The sequence below is a fragment of the Nonomuraea sp. NPDC001636 genome (assembly GCF_040298265.1).
Taxonomy (GTDB): domain Bacteria; phylum Actinomycetota; class Actinomycetes; order Streptosporangiales; family Streptosporangiaceae; genus Nonomuraea.
In genome coordinates this window covers 164,560-179,085 of sequence record NZ_JBEOZT010000001.1, presented here as the reverse complement: position 1 = coordinate 179,085, position 14,526 = coordinate 164,560, and the positions used below count along the sequence as shown (strand labels likewise).

16 protein-coding genes are annotated in these 14,526 nt (G+C 73.0%); 12 read left to right on the top strand and 4 right to left on the bottom strand.

The window, feature by feature from the left end; all coding sequences use genetic code 11:
- Positions 1 to 44 precede the first annotated feature (44 nt).
- The 6 genes from ABT158_RS00770 to ABT158_RS00745 all read left to right on the top strand — a co-directional run bounded on the left by ABT158_RS00770 (position 45) and on the right by ABT158_RS00745 (position 4,343).
- The gene (locus ABT158_RS00770) at positions 45 to 242 is read left to right on the top strand and encodes a helix-turn-helix domain-containing protein (RefSeq protein WP_352326953.1); all 198 of its coding nucleotides are present in this window, start codon (positions 45 to 47) and stop codon (positions 240 to 242) included.
- A complete protein-coding gene (locus ABT158_RS00765) occupies positions 239 to 712 on the top strand; it encodes a Clp protease N-terminal domain-containing protein (protein WP_352349439.1) in 474 nt (157 codons plus the stop codon). Before ABT158_RS00770 ends, ABT158_RS00765 begins: the two co-directional genes overlap by 4 nt.
- Positions 713 to 771: 59 nt before the next feature.
- Entirely contained in the window at positions 772 to 1,521 is a 750-nt protein-coding gene (locus ABT158_RS00760) for a class I SAM-dependent methyltransferase (RefSeq protein WP_352349437.1), read from the top strand.
- Between the two features lie 165 nt (positions 1,522 to 1,686).
- Positions 1,687 to 1,923 carry an SHOCT domain-containing protein gene (locus ABT158_RS00755; RefSeq protein ID WP_352349435.1) on the top strand — a complete coding sequence of 79 codons (237 nt, stop codon included), beginning with the start codon at positions 1,687 to 1,689 and terminating at the stop codon, positions 1,921 to 1,923.
- 96 nt (positions 1,924 to 2,019) lie between these two features.
- Entirely contained in the window at positions 2,020 to 2,898 is an 879-nt protein-coding gene (locus tag ABT158_RS00750; RefSeq protein WP_352349433.1) for a sulfite exporter TauE/SafE family protein, read from the top strand.
- 56 nt (positions 2,899 to 2,954) lie between these two features.
- Positions 2,955 to 4,343 (top strand): tetratricopeptide repeat protein, encoded by a 1,389-nt coding sequence (locus ABT158_RS00745; protein ID WP_352349431.1) that lies wholly within the window; start codon positions 2,955 to 2,957, stop codon positions 4,341 to 4,343.
- Positions 4,344 to 4,377: 34 nt separating this feature from the next.
- Here the strand turns inward: ABT158_RS00745 and ald are convergent, their stop codons facing one another.
- The gene (gene ald / locus ABT158_RS00740; RefSeq protein WP_352349429.1) at positions 4,378 to 5,487 is read right to left on the bottom strand and encodes an alanine dehydrogenase; all 1,110 of its coding nucleotides are present in this window, start codon (positions 5,485 to 5,487) and stop codon (positions 4,378 to 4,380) included.
- A gap of 52 nt (positions 5,488 to 5,539) precedes the next feature.
- Positions 5,540 to 6,922: an aspartate aminotransferase family protein gene (locus tag ABT158_RS00735; RefSeq protein WP_352349427.1), complete on the bottom strand. Its 1,383-nt coding sequence runs from the start codon at positions 6,920 to 6,922 to the stop codon at positions 5,540 to 5,542.
- A gap of 231 nt (positions 6,923 to 7,153) precedes the next feature.
- On the opposite strand from ABT158_RS00735, the gene ABT158_RS00730 reads away from it, so the two are divergent.
- Together ABT158_RS00730 and ABT158_RS00725 are read left to right on the top strand one after the other, a co-directional pair.
- A complete protein-coding gene (locus ABT158_RS00730) occupies positions 7,154 to 8,509 on the top strand; it encodes a dipeptidase (protein ID WP_352349425.1) in 1,356 nt (451 codons plus the stop codon).
- Between the two features lie 108 nt (positions 8,510 to 8,617).
- The gene (locus ABT158_RS00725; RefSeq protein ID WP_352349423.1) at positions 8,618 to 9,388 is read left to right on the top strand and encodes a phytanoyl-CoA dioxygenase family protein; all 771 of its coding nucleotides are present in this window, start codon (positions 8,618 to 8,620) and stop codon (positions 9,386 to 9,388) included.
- Between the two features lie 50 nt (positions 9,389 to 9,438).
- Here ABT158_RS00725 and ABT158_RS00720 read toward each other — a convergent pair whose 3' ends face one another.
- Both ABT158_RS00720 and ABT158_RS00715 read right to left on the bottom strand, forming a co-directional pair.
- Positions 9,439 to 9,654: a hypothetical protein gene (locus ABT158_RS00720; protein ID WP_352349421.1), complete on the bottom strand. Its 216-nt coding sequence runs from the start codon at positions 9,652 to 9,654 to the stop codon at positions 9,439 to 9,441.
- A gap of 12 nt (positions 9,655 to 9,666) precedes the next feature.
- Entirely contained in the window at positions 9,667 to 10,254 is a 588-nt protein-coding gene (locus ABT158_RS00715; protein ID WP_352349419.1) for a helix-turn-helix domain-containing protein, read from the bottom strand.
- A 168-nt stretch (positions 10,255 to 10,422) separates the two neighbouring features.
- On the opposite strand from ABT158_RS00715, the gene ABT158_RS00710 reads away from it, so the two are divergent.
- From ABT158_RS00710 to ABT158_RS00695, 4 genes are read left to right on the top strand one after another with little or no spacing between them, the layout of a single operon-like run.
- Positions 10,423 to 11,067, top strand: a complete 645-nt coding sequence (locus tag ABT158_RS00710) for an alpha/beta fold hydrolase (protein ID WP_352349417.1) — start codon at positions 10,423 to 10,425, stop codon at positions 11,065 to 11,067.
- Positions 11,068 to 11,124: 57 nt separating this feature from the next.
- Positions 11,125 to 11,694 (top strand): ABC transporter ATP-binding protein, encoded by a 570-nt coding sequence (locus ABT158_RS00705; protein ID WP_352349415.1) that lies wholly within the window; start codon positions 11,125 to 11,127, stop codon positions 11,692 to 11,694.
- Positions 11,694 to 13,958 carry a YhgE/Pip family protein gene (locus ABT158_RS00700; RefSeq protein WP_352349413.1) on the top strand — a complete coding sequence of 755 codons (2,265 nt, stop codon included), beginning with the start codon at positions 11,694 to 11,696 and terminating at the stop codon, positions 13,956 to 13,958. The genes ABT158_RS00705 and ABT158_RS00700 overlap by 1 nt, the downstream gene beginning before the upstream one ends.
- Complete coding sequence (locus ABT158_RS00695) at positions 13,955 to 14,521, top strand: TetR/AcrR family transcriptional regulator (RefSeq protein WP_352349411.1); 567 nt, start codon at positions 13,955 to 13,957, stop codon at positions 14,519 to 14,521. Before ABT158_RS00700 ends, ABT158_RS00695 begins: the two co-directional genes overlap by 4 nt.
- The last annotated feature ends 5 nt before the right edge of the window (positions 14,522 to 14,526 follow it).

Below are 14,526 nucleotides of genomic sequence, written 5' to 3'. Positions count from 1 at the left end.
GATTGACAAATTCCCGCCTGTCAATCTAGCCTGACAGCGTGGACATGGAAGAGCTGTCTCAACGCATCAGGTCGAACGACCCCGCCCTCGGCCTGCGGGCGGTGGGCGCGCTGCACCGGCTGGCCGAGCAGGTCGAGGCGGCGTCGGTGGCGGCGGCCAGGGAGCAGGGCTGGACCTGGGAACAGATCGGCGACGCGCTCGGCATGTCGCGGCAGTCCGTGCACGCCAGATACGGAAAGTGAGGATCGCCATGTTCGGCAAGGAGAAGAGCCCCTTCGCGGCCGTCGTCAGCGCGGCGCTCGACGAGGCCAGACAGCGCGGCGACCGGCGGCTCGGCACCGAGCACCTGCTGCTCGGCCTGCTGCACGATCCGGCCGCCGAGCCGGCGCGGGCGCTCGGCGTCGACCTGGCCGGGGCGCGTGCCGCGCTCGACGAGCTCGACCGCGAGGCGCTGCGCTCGATCGGCCTCGACCTCGGCCAGGCCCCGCGCGCGACGCCCCGCCGGCATCCGCCGGTCCCCGGCACCGCGCTCACGTCGAGCGCCCGTGCGGTGATCAACGCCGCCATCGGGGCCACCCGGCGGAAGACCAGGCCGCAGGCGCCCCGCCACCTCCTGCTCGCCCTCCTGGAGCGCGACCGCCACGACCCGGTGGCCCGGCTGATCGACCAGCTCGGCATCGACCGGGCGGCCGTCCGCGCCCGGGTCGCCTGATCGGCGACACGGGAGAAATCCGGTTGAAGCCGCGGCCGGGACGCTGACATGGTCGGAGGATGCGGCGTACATACGATGACCTGGTCGAGGAGGCCGACACGGTGTCCGTGGCCGGCTGGGACTTCTCCTGGCTGGAGGGCCGGGCCACCGAGGAGCGGCCCTCGTGGGGCTACTCCCGCCTGCTGGCCGGGCGGATGGCGGGGGCGCGGGCGGCGCTCGACGTCCAGACCGGCGGCGGGGAGATCCTGGCCGGGCTGCCCACCCTGCCGAAGGTGACGGTGGCGACCGAGTCGTGGCCGCCCAACCTGGCGCTGGCCGCCGCCCGGCTGCGCCCGCGCGGCGCGTACGTGGTGGCCGACGACGACGAGCCGCGCCTGCCGTTCCGCGACGGCGTCTTCGACCTCGTGGTCAGCCGCCATCCGGTGGCTACCTGGTGGGCGGAGATCGCCCGGGTGCTGCGTCCGGGAGGCGCGTACTTCTCGCAGCAGGTCGGCCCGCGCAGCGTGTTCGAGCTGACCGAGTTCTTCATGGGCCCGCAGGACGGCTCGGCCCGCGACCCGCGCCAGGCCGTGGCGGAGGCGGAGGCGGCCGGGCTGGAGGTGGTCGACCTGCGGGCCGAGCGGCTGCGCATGGAGTTCCGCGACATCGGCGCGGTGATCTACTTCCTGCGCAAGGTGATCTGGATCGTGCCGGGCTTCTCGGTCGCCCGCTACGGCGACAAACTTCGCGAGCTGCACGACCTCATCGAGGCCGAAGGCCCGTTCATCGCCCATTCGTCCAGGTTCCTCATCGAGGCCCGGCGGCCCTGAGTCACACCCGTCCTTCGGACGATGAAACGCGCCGGCGCGCTACCTCCTCAGGCGTACGCCGGGCCCGCCCGAGCACTCCCCGGGGCGCAGCGGCGGCGGCTCCCGGGGGGCGATTCGCCGCGCCGTGCCAAGGCGGACCCTGGAGGCAGGACGAAGGAGGAAGTCATGCATCCGCATCTCTGGCCGGTCTTCCCGGTCTTCTGGGGCCTGTTCTGGGTCGCGCTCATCGCGCTCGCCGTCACCGCCCGCCGCAAGGGCTGGTGGGGGCGTCGCCCGGCGGCCGTCCCCGACCGGCCCACCGCGTCGGCGGAGCAGATCCTGGCCGAACGGTACGCCCGCGGCGAGATGGGCGACGACGAGTTCTTCGAGAAGATGTCCGTGCTCAAGGGCGCAACCACCTAAACATCACTAAGGGTACAAGAACTGTCACTGGCCGCATCCAGCCTGCCGCGTTACGTTTCCCCCGAAAGCATCGCGCGCGAGCGGGGAGGGCTGAGCGTGGAGGCGGTCACCCTGTTCGCCGGGGGCGTGGCAGCCGGGCTGGTGGCGGGCACCGCCTCGTGCACGGCCGCCCAGGGCGGGCTGCTCGTGGGCCTGGTCGGCCACCGCCCCGGCCGCGACCCGGCGCTGGTGGCCTGGTTCCTGGCCGGCCGGCTGGCGGCGTACACGCTGGTGGGGGCGCTGCTCGGGCTGCTCGGCTCGGCGGTCGGCCTGCCGCCGCGGGCGCGGGCCGTGCTCCTGGTCGCGGCCGGCTGCGTCGTGATCGTGTTCGCGATCCGGCTCATGCGCGGCGGGCGGCACGCGTGCGCCGAGCCCGTCCGGCCCTCCGGATACAAGGCGCCGCTGCTGGGGGCGGCCACCGTCCTCGTGCCCTGCGGGGTGACGATCGGCATGGAGATGCTCGCCGTCTCCAGCGGCTCGCCGCTGTCGGGCGCGGCGGCCATGGCGGGGTTCGTGGTCGGCACGGCACCGGCGTTCGCGCTGCTCGGTTACGTGCTGCGGCGGATCTCCCGCACCCGGCTGGCCAGGTTCGCCGGGGTCGTCGCCGTCGCCGCCGGGCTCTGGACCGTCGTGGCCGGGCTCAACCTGGGCGGCTGGACGGGTGCGGACGCACCGGCCGCCGCGGGGCCCGCCGCCCGGACCGTCACGGTCTACGCCACCCGCGAGGGCTACCGGCCCGCCGCCGTGTCCGTCCCGGCGAACGTACCGGTCGAGGTCATCTTCAAACTGGTCGATCCGGGCTGCACGGGCACCGTCACCATCGACGGGCGCGACGTGGCCCTGCCCGCCACCGTACGGCTGCCGCCCCACCGCCCCGGCTCGCTGCGTTACGTGTGCGGGATGGGGATGTATTCCGGGTTCATCAGGTTCTCCTAGGTCCGTTGTCGGCAATTACGGTTCGCGATCGTATGATCACGTGCCACTCTGTCGCCATGGCCTGGTGGCAGGGAGAGGTGGCGACGCCGGCCGTTCCGGCGCCACGGGTGGGTGACGAGCCGGAGTTGCTGGTGGCCGCGCAGCAGGGCGACGCCCAGGCGGCCCACCGGCTCGGCAAGCTCTACGCCCAGCGCGGCGACCGCGCGGCGGCCCGGCTCTGGTGGGAGCTGGCGGCCGCGGGCGGCAACGTCGACAGCGCGTACAACCTGGGCGTCTGGCACGAGAAGCACGGCAGCCTGGAGGAGGCGGTCATCTGGTACGAGACCGCCGCGGCCACCGGCGACGCGGAGGCCGCCGCCAACCTGGCCACGCTCCTGCTCGAACAGCGCGGCGACGCCGGCGCCGCGCGGGCCTGGTTCGAACGCTCGGCCCTGGCCGGGTCGCGCGCCGCGGCCCGCCGGCTGGCGCTGCTGTGCGAGGACACCGGCGAGACCGGCGTGGCCCGCGAGTGGCACCGCAGGGCGGCCGACGACGGCGACATGGCCTCGGCCCACGACCTCGGCTTCCTGGCCTACTCCGCCGGCGAGGACGAGGAGACCGTGCGCTGGTGGGAGTACGCCGCCAGGGGCGGCCACGCCGACTCCGCCCACTGCATGGGCCTCTACCTGCACGCCAGCCGCGACCCCGAGGGCGCCGAGGCCTACTACCGGCTGGCCGCCAAGAACGAGCACCCGGGCGCCGCCTCCCGGCTCGGCGCCATCGCCCTGTCCCGCGGCGACCTGCGTACGGCCCGCGCCTGGTACGAGCGGGCGGCCGCCGCCGGGCGGCTGGAGGACCAGCGCATGGCCGGGTTCGTCTGCGTGGAGCTCGGCGACACCCCGGCGGCCAGCCACTGGTTCGGCAGGGCGGCGGCGGGCGGCGACGCCGAGTCCGCCTTCAACTACGGCCTGCTGCTGATCGCCGAGTTCGGCGACCTGGCCGGCGGCCGCCACTGGTTCCGCCAGGCGGCGCGGGCGGGCCACCACGGCGCGGCGGTCGAGCTGGGCGGGCTGCTGACGGTGGCCGGCGAGCTGGGCGAGGCCGAGGAGTGGCTGGCCGACCCGCCGCCGCAGGCGTGGGCGCGCACCGCCGAGCCCGAGCTGGCCGCCCGCGCGGAGCTGGCGGCGGCGGCCACCGGCCGCAGGGGCGGCGTGCCGCTGTCGGTGCCCGACCTGACGGAGGTGCTGGGCACCTGGGACCTGGTGACCAGGCCGCTGCACGACCACTCCGACGTGATCGGCTGGCTGGTGGAGCGGAGCGGGGTGCACCGCAGCGCGGTCGAGCACCTGGCGTCGGTGCGCGGCACGCTGCTGCGCCCCGGCAGCGCGCCGTGGCCGGGCACGGGCGAGATCCAGCACGTTCTCGCCACCGCCCGTGACCTGCGGCGCCGTCTGGGCGTGTGTTAGGGGCGCGACCGCCGGCCGCGCCCCTGGAGGAGCATCAGAGAACGTCGGCGACCGGCGTGTACGCCAGCCCCAGCGCCTGGGCGACCGGCTCGTTGGTGAGCAGGCCGTCATGGGTGTTCAGGCCGCCCGCGAGGCCCTGATCGGCCTTCAGCGCGTCGCGCCAGCCCAGGTTGGCCAGCTTGACCGCGTACGGGAGCGTCGCGTTGGTCAGGGCGTAGGTGGAGGTGTTGGCCACCGAGCCCGGCATGTTGGCCACGCAGTAGAAGATCGACTTGTGCACCGTGTACGTCGGCTCGGCGTGCGTGGTCGGCCGCGAGTCCTCGAAGCAGCCGCCCTGGTCGATGGCGATGTCCACGAGCACCGAGCCCGGCTTCATCCGCGCGACCAGGTCGTTGGAGACCAGCGTCGGGGCCTTGGCGCCGGGGATCAGCACCGCGCCGATGACCAGGTCGGCCTGCAGGACCTCGCGCTCGATCGCGTACGAGGTGGACACGAGGGTCTTGAGCCGGCCCTGGTAGATGGCGTCGATCTGGCGGAGCCGGTCGATGTTGGTGTCGAGCACGGTCACGTCCGCGCCCATGCCGACGGCGATCTGCGCCGCGTTGAGGCCCGAGACGCCGCCGCCGATGACGACGACCTTGGCCGGGGCCACGCCGGGCACCCCGCCGGGCAGCACGCCGCGGCCGCCGTTGAAGCGCATGAGGTTGTAGGCGCCCACCTGCGGCGCGAGCCGGCCCGCGACCTCCGACATCGGGGCGAGCAGCGGCAGCGTGTGGCCCACCTGCACGGTCTCGTACGCGATGCCGGTCGTCCTGGCGGCGAGCAGGGCGTCGGTGCACGGGCGGGAGGCGGCCAGGTGCAGGTAGGTGAACAGGACCAGGCCCTCGCGCAGGCGGTGGTACTCCTCGGCGATGGGCTCCTTGACCTTCAGGACCATGTCCGCCCCGGCCCAGACGGCGTCGGCGTTGTCGAGGATCTTCGCGCCCGCGGCGAGGTACTCCTCGTCGGTGATGTGTGAGCCGAGGCCGGCACCCCGCTGGACGGTGACGTCGTGACCGTTCCGCACCAGCTCGTGAACACCGGCGGGGGTGACCGCCACACGGTATTCGTGGTTCTTGACCTCGGCAGGGACGCCGATCTTCATCGTAGGGATCCTTTCGGAGACCGGCACTTCGTCGTACCGGGTGGGGAGGGTGTTAGAGGCGCGCCCACGCTTCCGAGAGCACACCCCGCAGGATGGATCCGATCTCGTCGAACTCCCTCTGCCCCGCGATCAGCGGGGGCGCGAGCTGGATCACGGGGTCGCCGCGGTCGTCCGCCCGGCAGTAGAGTCCGGCGTCGAACAGCGCCTTGGACAGGAATCCGCGCAGCAACCGCTCGGACTCCTCGGCGTTGAACGTCTCCTTGGTGGCCTTGTCCTTGACCAGCTCGATGCCCCAGAAGTAGCCCGAGCCCCGCACGTCGCCGACGATCGGCAGGTCGCGCAGGTCGTCGAGGGTGGCCTGGAAGAGGGGCTCGTTCTTGGTGACGTGGCCGAGCAGGTCCTCGCGCTCGAAGATGTCGAGGTTGGCGAGGGCCACGGCGGCCGACACGGGGTGACCGCCGAAGGTGTAGCCATGGGCGAACATGTTGTCGCCCTGCTTGAACGGCTCGAACAGCCGCTCGTGCGCGATCATGGCGCCGATGGGCGAGTAGCCGCTGGTCAGGCCCTTGGCGCAGGTGATGATGTCGGGCACGTAGTCGAACTTCTGGCCGCCGAACATGGTGCCGAGGCGGCCGAAGGCGCAGATGACCTCGTCGGAGACGAGCAGCACGTCGTACTCGTCGCAGATCTCGCGCAGGCGCTGGAAGTAGCCGGGGGGCGGCGGGAAGCAGCCGCCGGCGTTCTGGACGGGCTCGGCGAAGACGGCGGCCACCGTGTCGGGGCCCTCCATCTCGATGGCGCGGGCCACGCGGTCGGCCGCCCAGATGCCGTATTCCTCCGGCGACATGCCGGGGATGCCGCTGATCTCGTCGGCGCGGTAGTAGTTCGTGTTCGGAACGCGCACCGAGCCGGGCACGAGGGGCTCGAACATCTGCTTGAACGCCGGGATGCCGGTGATCGACAGGGCGCCCTGAGGGGTGCCGTGGTAGGCGATCTGGCGGCTGATGACCTTGTGCTTGAGCGGCTTGCCGACGAGCTTGTAGTACTGCTTGGCCAGCTTCCACGCGGTCTCGACGGCCTCGCCGCCGCCGGTGGTGAAGAAGACCCGGTTCAGCTCGCCCGGCGCCTGCTCGGCCAGGCGGGCGGCCAGCTCGGCCGCCTTGGGGTGCGAGTAGGACCACAACGGGAAGAAGGCCAGCTCCTGGGCCTGCTTGGCGGCGGCCTCGGCCAGCTCGCCACGCCCGTGTCCGACCTGGACGACGAACAGCCCGGCCAGGCCGTCGAGGTAACGCTTGCCGTGGATGTCGTAGATATAGGACCCCTCACCGCGCACGATGGTCGGGATCTCGTTCTCCTGGTAGGCGCTGTGCCTCGTGAAGTGCAACCACAGGTTGTCCTGCGCGGCCTTCAGGACGTCGTTTTCCGGCTGCGTCATGGTTATCTTCCCTCGTGTCGAACTCTCCACAGTGTGCATCTTCACCTGCGGTTTGCCAAGCGAATCGGTCGCAGCACTATGCAAGAAAATCGAGATCCGCAGAACCGTTGTGTAACCGCAACGAAATCCGCAGGTAGATTAACGCGCGGGTCATGTCCGTTTCCATACTGTGGAACCTTCTGTGATCCAATGAGACCAAACTGCCCAGAACGACCCCCGGGGGACCGTCCCGTGACTCCTGACCAGATCGAGAGCGCCGTCGCCGCCGCGATGCCCCGAGCCATCGAGGAGCTCAAGCGGCTCGCCTCCATTCCCTCCGTGGCCTTCCCCGGGCACCCGGAGGAGCCGGTCTACGCCGCCGCGGCGGCGACGGAGGAGCTCGTGCGCTCGGCGGGCCTGCCGCACGTCCAGCAGGTCGCCGTCGAAGGCAGCTTCCCCGCGATCTACGGCGAGGCCCCGGCCCCTCCCGGCGCGCCCACCGTCCTGCTGTACGCGCACTACGACGTGCAGCCCGCCGGCGACCTGGCCGCCTGGCGCACGCCGCCGTTCGAGCCCACCCTGATCGACGGCAAGCTGTACGGCCGCGGCTGCGCCGACGACAAGTCGGGCATCATCTCCCACATCGCCGCGCTGCGCGCCTTCCAGGGCCGGTTCCCGGTGGGCATCAAGGTCATCATCGAGGGCCAGGAGGAGTACGCGGGCGAGCGCCTGGAGGCGTTCGTCGAGCGCAACCCCGAACTGCTGCGGGCCGACGCCATCGTGGTCGCCGACACCGGCAACCCGCGCGTCGGCGACCCGGCGGTCACGACGTCGCTGCGCGGCATGGCGGCCTTCACCATCGAGGTGCGCACGCTGCGCGAGGCCGTGCACAGCGGCTCGTTCGGCGGCGCCGCCCCCGACGCGCTGGCCGCCCTGATGCGCATGCTGACCGCGCTGCACGACGAGAACGGCGACATCCGGGTGCCCGGCCTGCCGCGCGGCAGCTTCCTCGGCCAGGGGCCCTCGGAGGAGGAGTTCAGGAAGACCGCCGGCGTGGCGGACGGCGTGTCGCTGGTCGGCTCCGGCTCGCTGGCCGACCGGCTGTGGGCCTCGTACGCCATCACCGTCACGGGCCTCGACGTGCCGACCGTGTCGGGCGCCGTGAACGCGGTCCAGCCTGCGGCGCGGGCCCGGGTGACCGTCCGGGTGCCTCCGTCCGGCGACCCGAAGACCACGGTCAACGCCGTGGTGGAGTTCCTGCGCCAGGTGGCGCCGTGGGGCGTGCAGGTGTCGTTCGACGACTTCACCGTCGGGTCCGGCTTCCAGGCCGACTCCGGCGGCAAGGCGCGGGCGGCGCTCAACCGGGCGATGGAGCGCGCGTTCGGCCGCCCGCCGCGCGACGTGGGCGCGGGCGGGTCGATCCCGCTGGTGAACACGCTGCTCAAGCAGTACCCGGCGGCCGAGATCCTGCTGTTCGGCGCCGAGGACGAGGACGCCGCCATCCACGCCCCCAACGAGCGGGTCGACCTTGAGGAGCTGCGCCGGGTGGCCACCGCCGAGGCGCTGTTCCTGCAGGAGCTGAGCCTGCCGTCGGCGCTCGGCGTCTGAGCCGCGTCCCTCGGGGCCTCGCCCTCGGGCGGAAATTGCGTTGCCCTTCCTGGCCGCCGTTCGTCAGGCTGCACGACGTTCCGCGGAAATCGCCAGGAGGGGCTGCGCATGTTGACCGACGAGCAGGTCGAGTCGTTCGTCGAGGACGGGTTCGTCCGGCTGCCCGGCGCGGTGCCCCGGGAGACGGCCGAGCAGTGCCGGGCCGAGCTGTGGGCGGCCAGCGGCTGCGACCCCGACGACCCGTCGGGCTGGACCCAGCCGGTCGTGCGGCTGGGCTGGATGGCGACCCCGCCGTTCCGCGCGGCGGCCAACACGCCGGCGCTGCACGAGGCCTACGACCAGCTCGTGGGCGCCGGGCGGTGGACCGCGCCCATGGGCCTCGGCACCTTCCCGCTGCGTTTCCCCAGCGACGAGGAGCCGGGCGACGACGGCTGGCACCTGGAGGCGAGCTTCGCCGGTGACGCCGGCGAGTACCGGGTGAGCCTGCGCTCGCGCGGCCGGGCCCTCCTCATGCTGTTCCTGTTCTCCGAGGTCGGCCCCGACGACGCCCCCACCCGGGTACGCGTCGGCTCACATCTGGACGTGCCCGCCCTGCTCGCCGATTCCGGGGACGAAGGGCGTGAATGGTTCCCGCTGTGCGGGGAGGCCGTGCCGCTCAGCGAGGGGCGCCGCGAGGTCAGCGTCACCGGCTCCCCCGGCGACGTCTTCCTGTGCCACCCGTTCCTGATCCACGCGGCCCAGCCGCATCGCGGCACCGTGCCGCGGTTCATGGCCCAGCCGCCGCTGATGCCCACCGGCCTGCTCGACCTCACCGGCACCGCGCCGACGCCGGTCGAACGCGCGGTCCTGAAGGGGTTGAACGGGACCGCTCCGGCTTAGAACGCCCGGCGGCCCAGGCGGCGGAGGCTTGGCGGCTTGCGCCGGGCGGGTCAGGCGTGGTGGTCCGCCAGGCGTGGTGTCTGCTTGGTCGTGCCGCGGCTGACCAGGCGCAGGCCGGTCTCCACCAGGGCCCAGCCCAGCCGTCGTTCCCAGGCGCGGGCGACCGTCCCCGGGTGTGTCCGGCCCGTTCGCCGGGGTGTCCGGGCGGCGGCGCGCAGCTCTTGCCCGCGTACTCGCTCGACAAGTAGGTATAAGTCGGGATTCATCCTGCTCTCTCCTCACGTCGTGAACGGGAACCCGTACAGGTGCACGGCCACGTTCTCGCGGCCCTCGGTGTCACCCGCCTCGCCGGCCGCCCTGCCGCGGGCCGTCCACTTCGCGACCACGTCGTCGATCTCCTGCCTGAGGTCGCGCAACTCCTCCGCGGTCAGCGACAGCAGGAACTCCGACCCGAAGGACGAGTCCTGCCAGGCTTCGCTCCAGGCCCACTGCGCGTCGAGGTAGGCGTCGTACATCTCGGCGAGCTGGCGGGCGTGCAGGCGGGACAGCGTCTGGTGGACCACGACGCCCTCGGGGCTGTCGCGGAAGTCGGAGTTGCGGGTGGAGAAGCTCTCCGCCGACGTCCGCCACCAGCGCTCCCGGGCGTCCCCCCGGCCGCCCTGCGTCTCCTCGATGAGGCCGTGCGAGGCCAGCTTGCGCAGGTGGTAGCTGACCAGGGAGACCGCCTCGTCCACCTGCTCGGCGAGCTGCGAGGCGGTCGCCAGCTCGGCGACCTTGAGCGCGCGGTACAGCTTCATGCGCAGCGGGTGCGCCAGCGCCTTGAGCGTGCCGACGTCCTGGACGCGGGGCCGATCGTGGCTTGCCATGCTCTCACGCTAGATGCGAAAGGAAAATTGCGCAATAAATGTTGCGAGATTTTTCTGTCGCAGGCGCTCGCCATACTGCGTCGGGAACAGGGACACGACGAGGGGAGCAGCAGCCATGAGCAAGGCATCGCGGGGCGTTTCCGGCACGACGGCGCGGGGGTGAGGCGGGTGGCGACGTTCGCGCTGATCCACGGCGGCGGCAGCTCCGCCTGGGACTGGCACCTGGTCGAGGCCGAGCTGCGCGCCCGGGGCCACCGCACGGTGGCCGTCGACCTGCCGATCGAGGACGAGTCGGCCGGCCTGGCCGACTACGCCGACACGGTGGCGCGGGCCGTCGGCGAGGCGGACGAGCTGGTCGTGGTGGCCCACTCGTGGGGCGGCTTCGTCGCTCCGCTGGTCTGCGACCGCCTGCCCGTCAAGCTGATCGTGCTGGTCACGGCCATGATCCCGGCGCCGGGCGAGCCGCCGGGCGAGTGGTGGGCCAACACCGGCTACCAGGGCGCCGAGGGCTTGGACACGATCGCCGAGTTCATGCACGACGTCCCGGAGGAGCTGGCGCAGGAGGGGTTGTCGCGGGGGCGTCCGCAGGCGGAGAAGTCGTCCGTCGAGCCGTGGCCGGGCGCGGCGTGGCCCGACGTGCCGACGCGCTTCCTGCTCTGCCGGGACGACCGGTTCTTCCCGCCCGAGTTCATGCGGCGGGTGGTCCGGGAACGACTCGGTGTCATGCCCGACGAGATCGGGGGCAGTCACATGGTCATGCTGTCGCGCCCGAAGGAGCTGGCCGAGCGGTTCGAGGCGTATCTCACAGCGTGACGCACCCCATCACGAGGTAATCTTTTGTACTGACCAGTCAGTTCAAGAGATGGGGTTGTGGTGATCGTCGCGGAGGGCTTGTCGATCGAGGGGGTGTACCCGGCGGTCTCGCTGAAGGCGGGCCCCGGGACGCTCACGGCGGTCGCCGGGCCGGCGGGCAGCGGGCGGACGAGCCTGCTGCTCACGCTGGCCGGGCGGATGAGGCCGACGACGGGCACGCTCTCCGTCGCCGGGCACACCAGGCCGCGGGCCATCCGCAAGGCGGCGGCGCTCGCGCTGGTCGACGGCGTCACGGATCTCGATAGAGCGCTGACGGTCAAGGAGCACCTGCGCGAGCGCAGGCGCAAGCCGTACCAGGAAGTCCTGAAGCGGGCGGGGCTCGCGGCGCCGGACACGACGCCGGTGAGCGAGCTGGACCGCGAGCAGCAGGTGCGCCTCGGCGTCGCCCTGGCCCTGCTGGACGAGCCCGCGGTGATCCTCGCCGACAACGTGGACGCGGGCCTGCCCGACGACCGCGTACGAGCGCTCTGGGACCTCCTGCGCGACCTCGGCGCCGGTCTCGGCACGGCCTTGGTCGCGAGCTGCGTGCGCCCGCCCGCCCGCTACGACCACCTCGTGGAGCTGTGATGAAGGGCATGCTGCGGTCCCGGTTGACCCGGGCTGCGCTGGCGGCGGTGATCGTGCTGCCGCTGCTGTACGCCGGACTGTACCTGTGGTCGTTCTGGGACCCCCAGGGCAACCTCGACCGGGTCCCCGTCGCGCTGGTCATGGAGGACCGCCCGGCCACGGTCGACGGCAAGACCCTGCACGCGGGCCAGGACCTGGCCGACGAGCTGCGCAAGCGCCGGACGTTCGCCTGGCACGAGGCCACGCCCCGGCAGGCGGCCGACGGTGTCGCCGACGGCAGCTACTACCTGTCGCTCACCGTGCCCGCCGACTTCAGCGCCCGCCTGGCCTCGCCGTCCGACGACACGGCGACCCCCACCCCCGCCCAGCTCGGCCTGCGCGTGGACACCGGCCGCAGCTACATCGTCGGCAGCATCTCCGACGCGGTCTTCAACGAGGTGCGCGCCGCCGCCGAGCGCACGGCCATCCACGACTACTTCGACAAGGTCTTCGTCTCGATCGGCGACATCCACGAGGCCACCACCGAGGCCGCCGACGGCGCCGGCAAGCTGCACGACGGCGCGGTCAAGGCCGGCGACGGCGTCTCCCGGCTCAACTCCGGCCTCGGCACCGCCGAGAACGGCGCCCAGCAGCTCTCCGTCGGCCTGAACAGCGCCAACACCGCCACCGGCAAGCTGCGGAACGGCTCGGCCCAGGTCACCGGCGGCATCGGCAAGGCGCAGCAGGCCATCGGCGAGCTGCGCGACGGCCTGCGCAAGCTCCGCAGCGAGGGCACCTCCGAGCTGCGGAAGGGCACCCGGAAGGCGGCCGACCAGGTCCACACCCAGACGCGCGCGGTCAACCAGCTCGCCGACAAGTACGTGCCGGTGCTGAACGAGTGGGGCCCGAAGGTCGCCGACGCCGCCGAGCAGGTGGCCGACGCCGCCGACCGGCTGGCGGACGGCTCCGGCACGGGCGCCGGCGCGACCCGCGCGGCGGGCAGCGCCCGCGAGGCCGCCTCCCAGGCCCAGGCCGCGCTCGACCGCCTCGGCGCGGACGCCGACCCCGAGGTGCGCTCCCTGCTGCGCAGCGCGGCGAACGCCGCAGAACGCGCCGCCGAGCAGGCCGGCTCGGCGGGCACCGGCGGCACCGGCGGCACGGGCGGCGCCTCCGCCCTGTCCGCCCAGGCCCGCGAGCTGGCCAGGAACGCCAGGAAGATCGCGTCCGTGGCCCCGCAGATCGGCCCCAAGGTCGACCAGGTCAGGACCCAGGTGAACGCCCTGGACGACGGCCTGGCCAAGCTGGCCGCCGGCGCGGCGACCGTGGACGCGAGCCTGGCCAAGGCCGGCACCGGCGCGGGCGCCCTCTACCAGGGCGCGACCAAGCTGCACGACGGCTCGGCCCAGGTCACCAGCGGCCTCGGGCAGCTCGGCGGCGGGCTGGTCAAGCTCAGCGACGGCGCGAGCACCCTGCGCACCGGGGTCGGCCGGCTGCACGACGGCGCGGGCCAGGTGGACAAGGGCATGGACCAGCTCGCCAAGGGCTCGAAGGACCTGGCGGGCGGGCTCGGCGAGGGCGCGGAGAAGATCCCCGACTACGACGCCCAGCAGCGGGCCGCCCGCGCCGACGTGATGAGCGACCCGGTGCGGCTGGCCAAGACGGTCGACAACGAGGTCCCCAACTACGGCACCGGCTTCGCGCCGTTCTTCCTGCCGCTGGCGCTGTGGGTGGGCGCGATGATCACCTTCATGGTGCTCAAGCCGCTGAACCAGCGACGGCTGGCCGGGACCCAGGGCGCGGTGCGCATCGCGCTGGCCGGCTGGCTGCCCGCGGTGGCGCTGGGCGCGGCCCAGGTCGGCGTGCTGGCGGCGGTGCTGCGGTTCGCGCTCGGCCTGGAGGCGGCCCACTGGCTCGGGGTGATCGGGCTGCTGCTGCTGGCGGCGGCCGCGTTCCTGGCGGTGGTGCAGGCGGTCAACGCGCTGCTCGGGCCGCCCGGCCGGGTGGTGGGGCTGGCGCTGCTGATGCTCCAGCTCACCTCGGCGGCGGGGACGTATCCGATCGAGACCTCGCCCGGGTTCTTCCAGACGATCTCGCCGTGGCTGCCGATGAGCTGGGTCGTCTCGGCGCTGCGCAGGCTGATCAGTGGCGGCGATCTGACCGTGGTGTGGCAGGCTTGCGGCGTGCTGTCCGCATTCCTCGTGCTCGGGCTCGCGCTGACCACCCTCGCGGTGGAGCGGGGCCGCGTCTGGTCCATGAAGCGCCTGCACCCCGAGCTGTCGCTGTGAGCAGGCAGGACACCCGGGCGAAGGTGTTCACGGCGGCGGTCGAGCTGATCGCCGAGCAGGGCTACGCGGCCACCACGGTCGACGCGATCGCCGAGCGCGCCGGGGTGGCCAAGGGCACCGTGTTCTACAACTTCGGCAGCAAGGAGGGCCTGTTCTCCGCGCTGCTGGAGCACTCGATCGAGCGGCTGGCGGGCGCGCTGGCCGCCGCCGACACCGGCGAGAGCGGCGTGGCCGCCCTCGACTCGGTGGTGCTCGGCCAGCTGCGCTTCTTCGAGGAGCACGGCCCGTTCGCCCGGGTGTTGCTGGCCGAGATGTGGCGCACCGCCTGGCAGGAGGCGGTGGCGCGGCTGCGCGAGAGCGCGCTCGGCGTGTACGCGGGCGTGCTGCGCAGGGCGGCGGCGAGCGGCGAGATCCGCGCCGACCTCGACGTGGAGACGGCGGCGACCGCCCTGTTCGGCATGGTCCTGACGGTCGCCATCGAACGCCGCGCCCTCTACCCCGAGCGGCCGATCGAGCAGACCCACCAGACCCTGGTGGAGCTGCTCCACGGCCGCATCAGGTGAGGCGG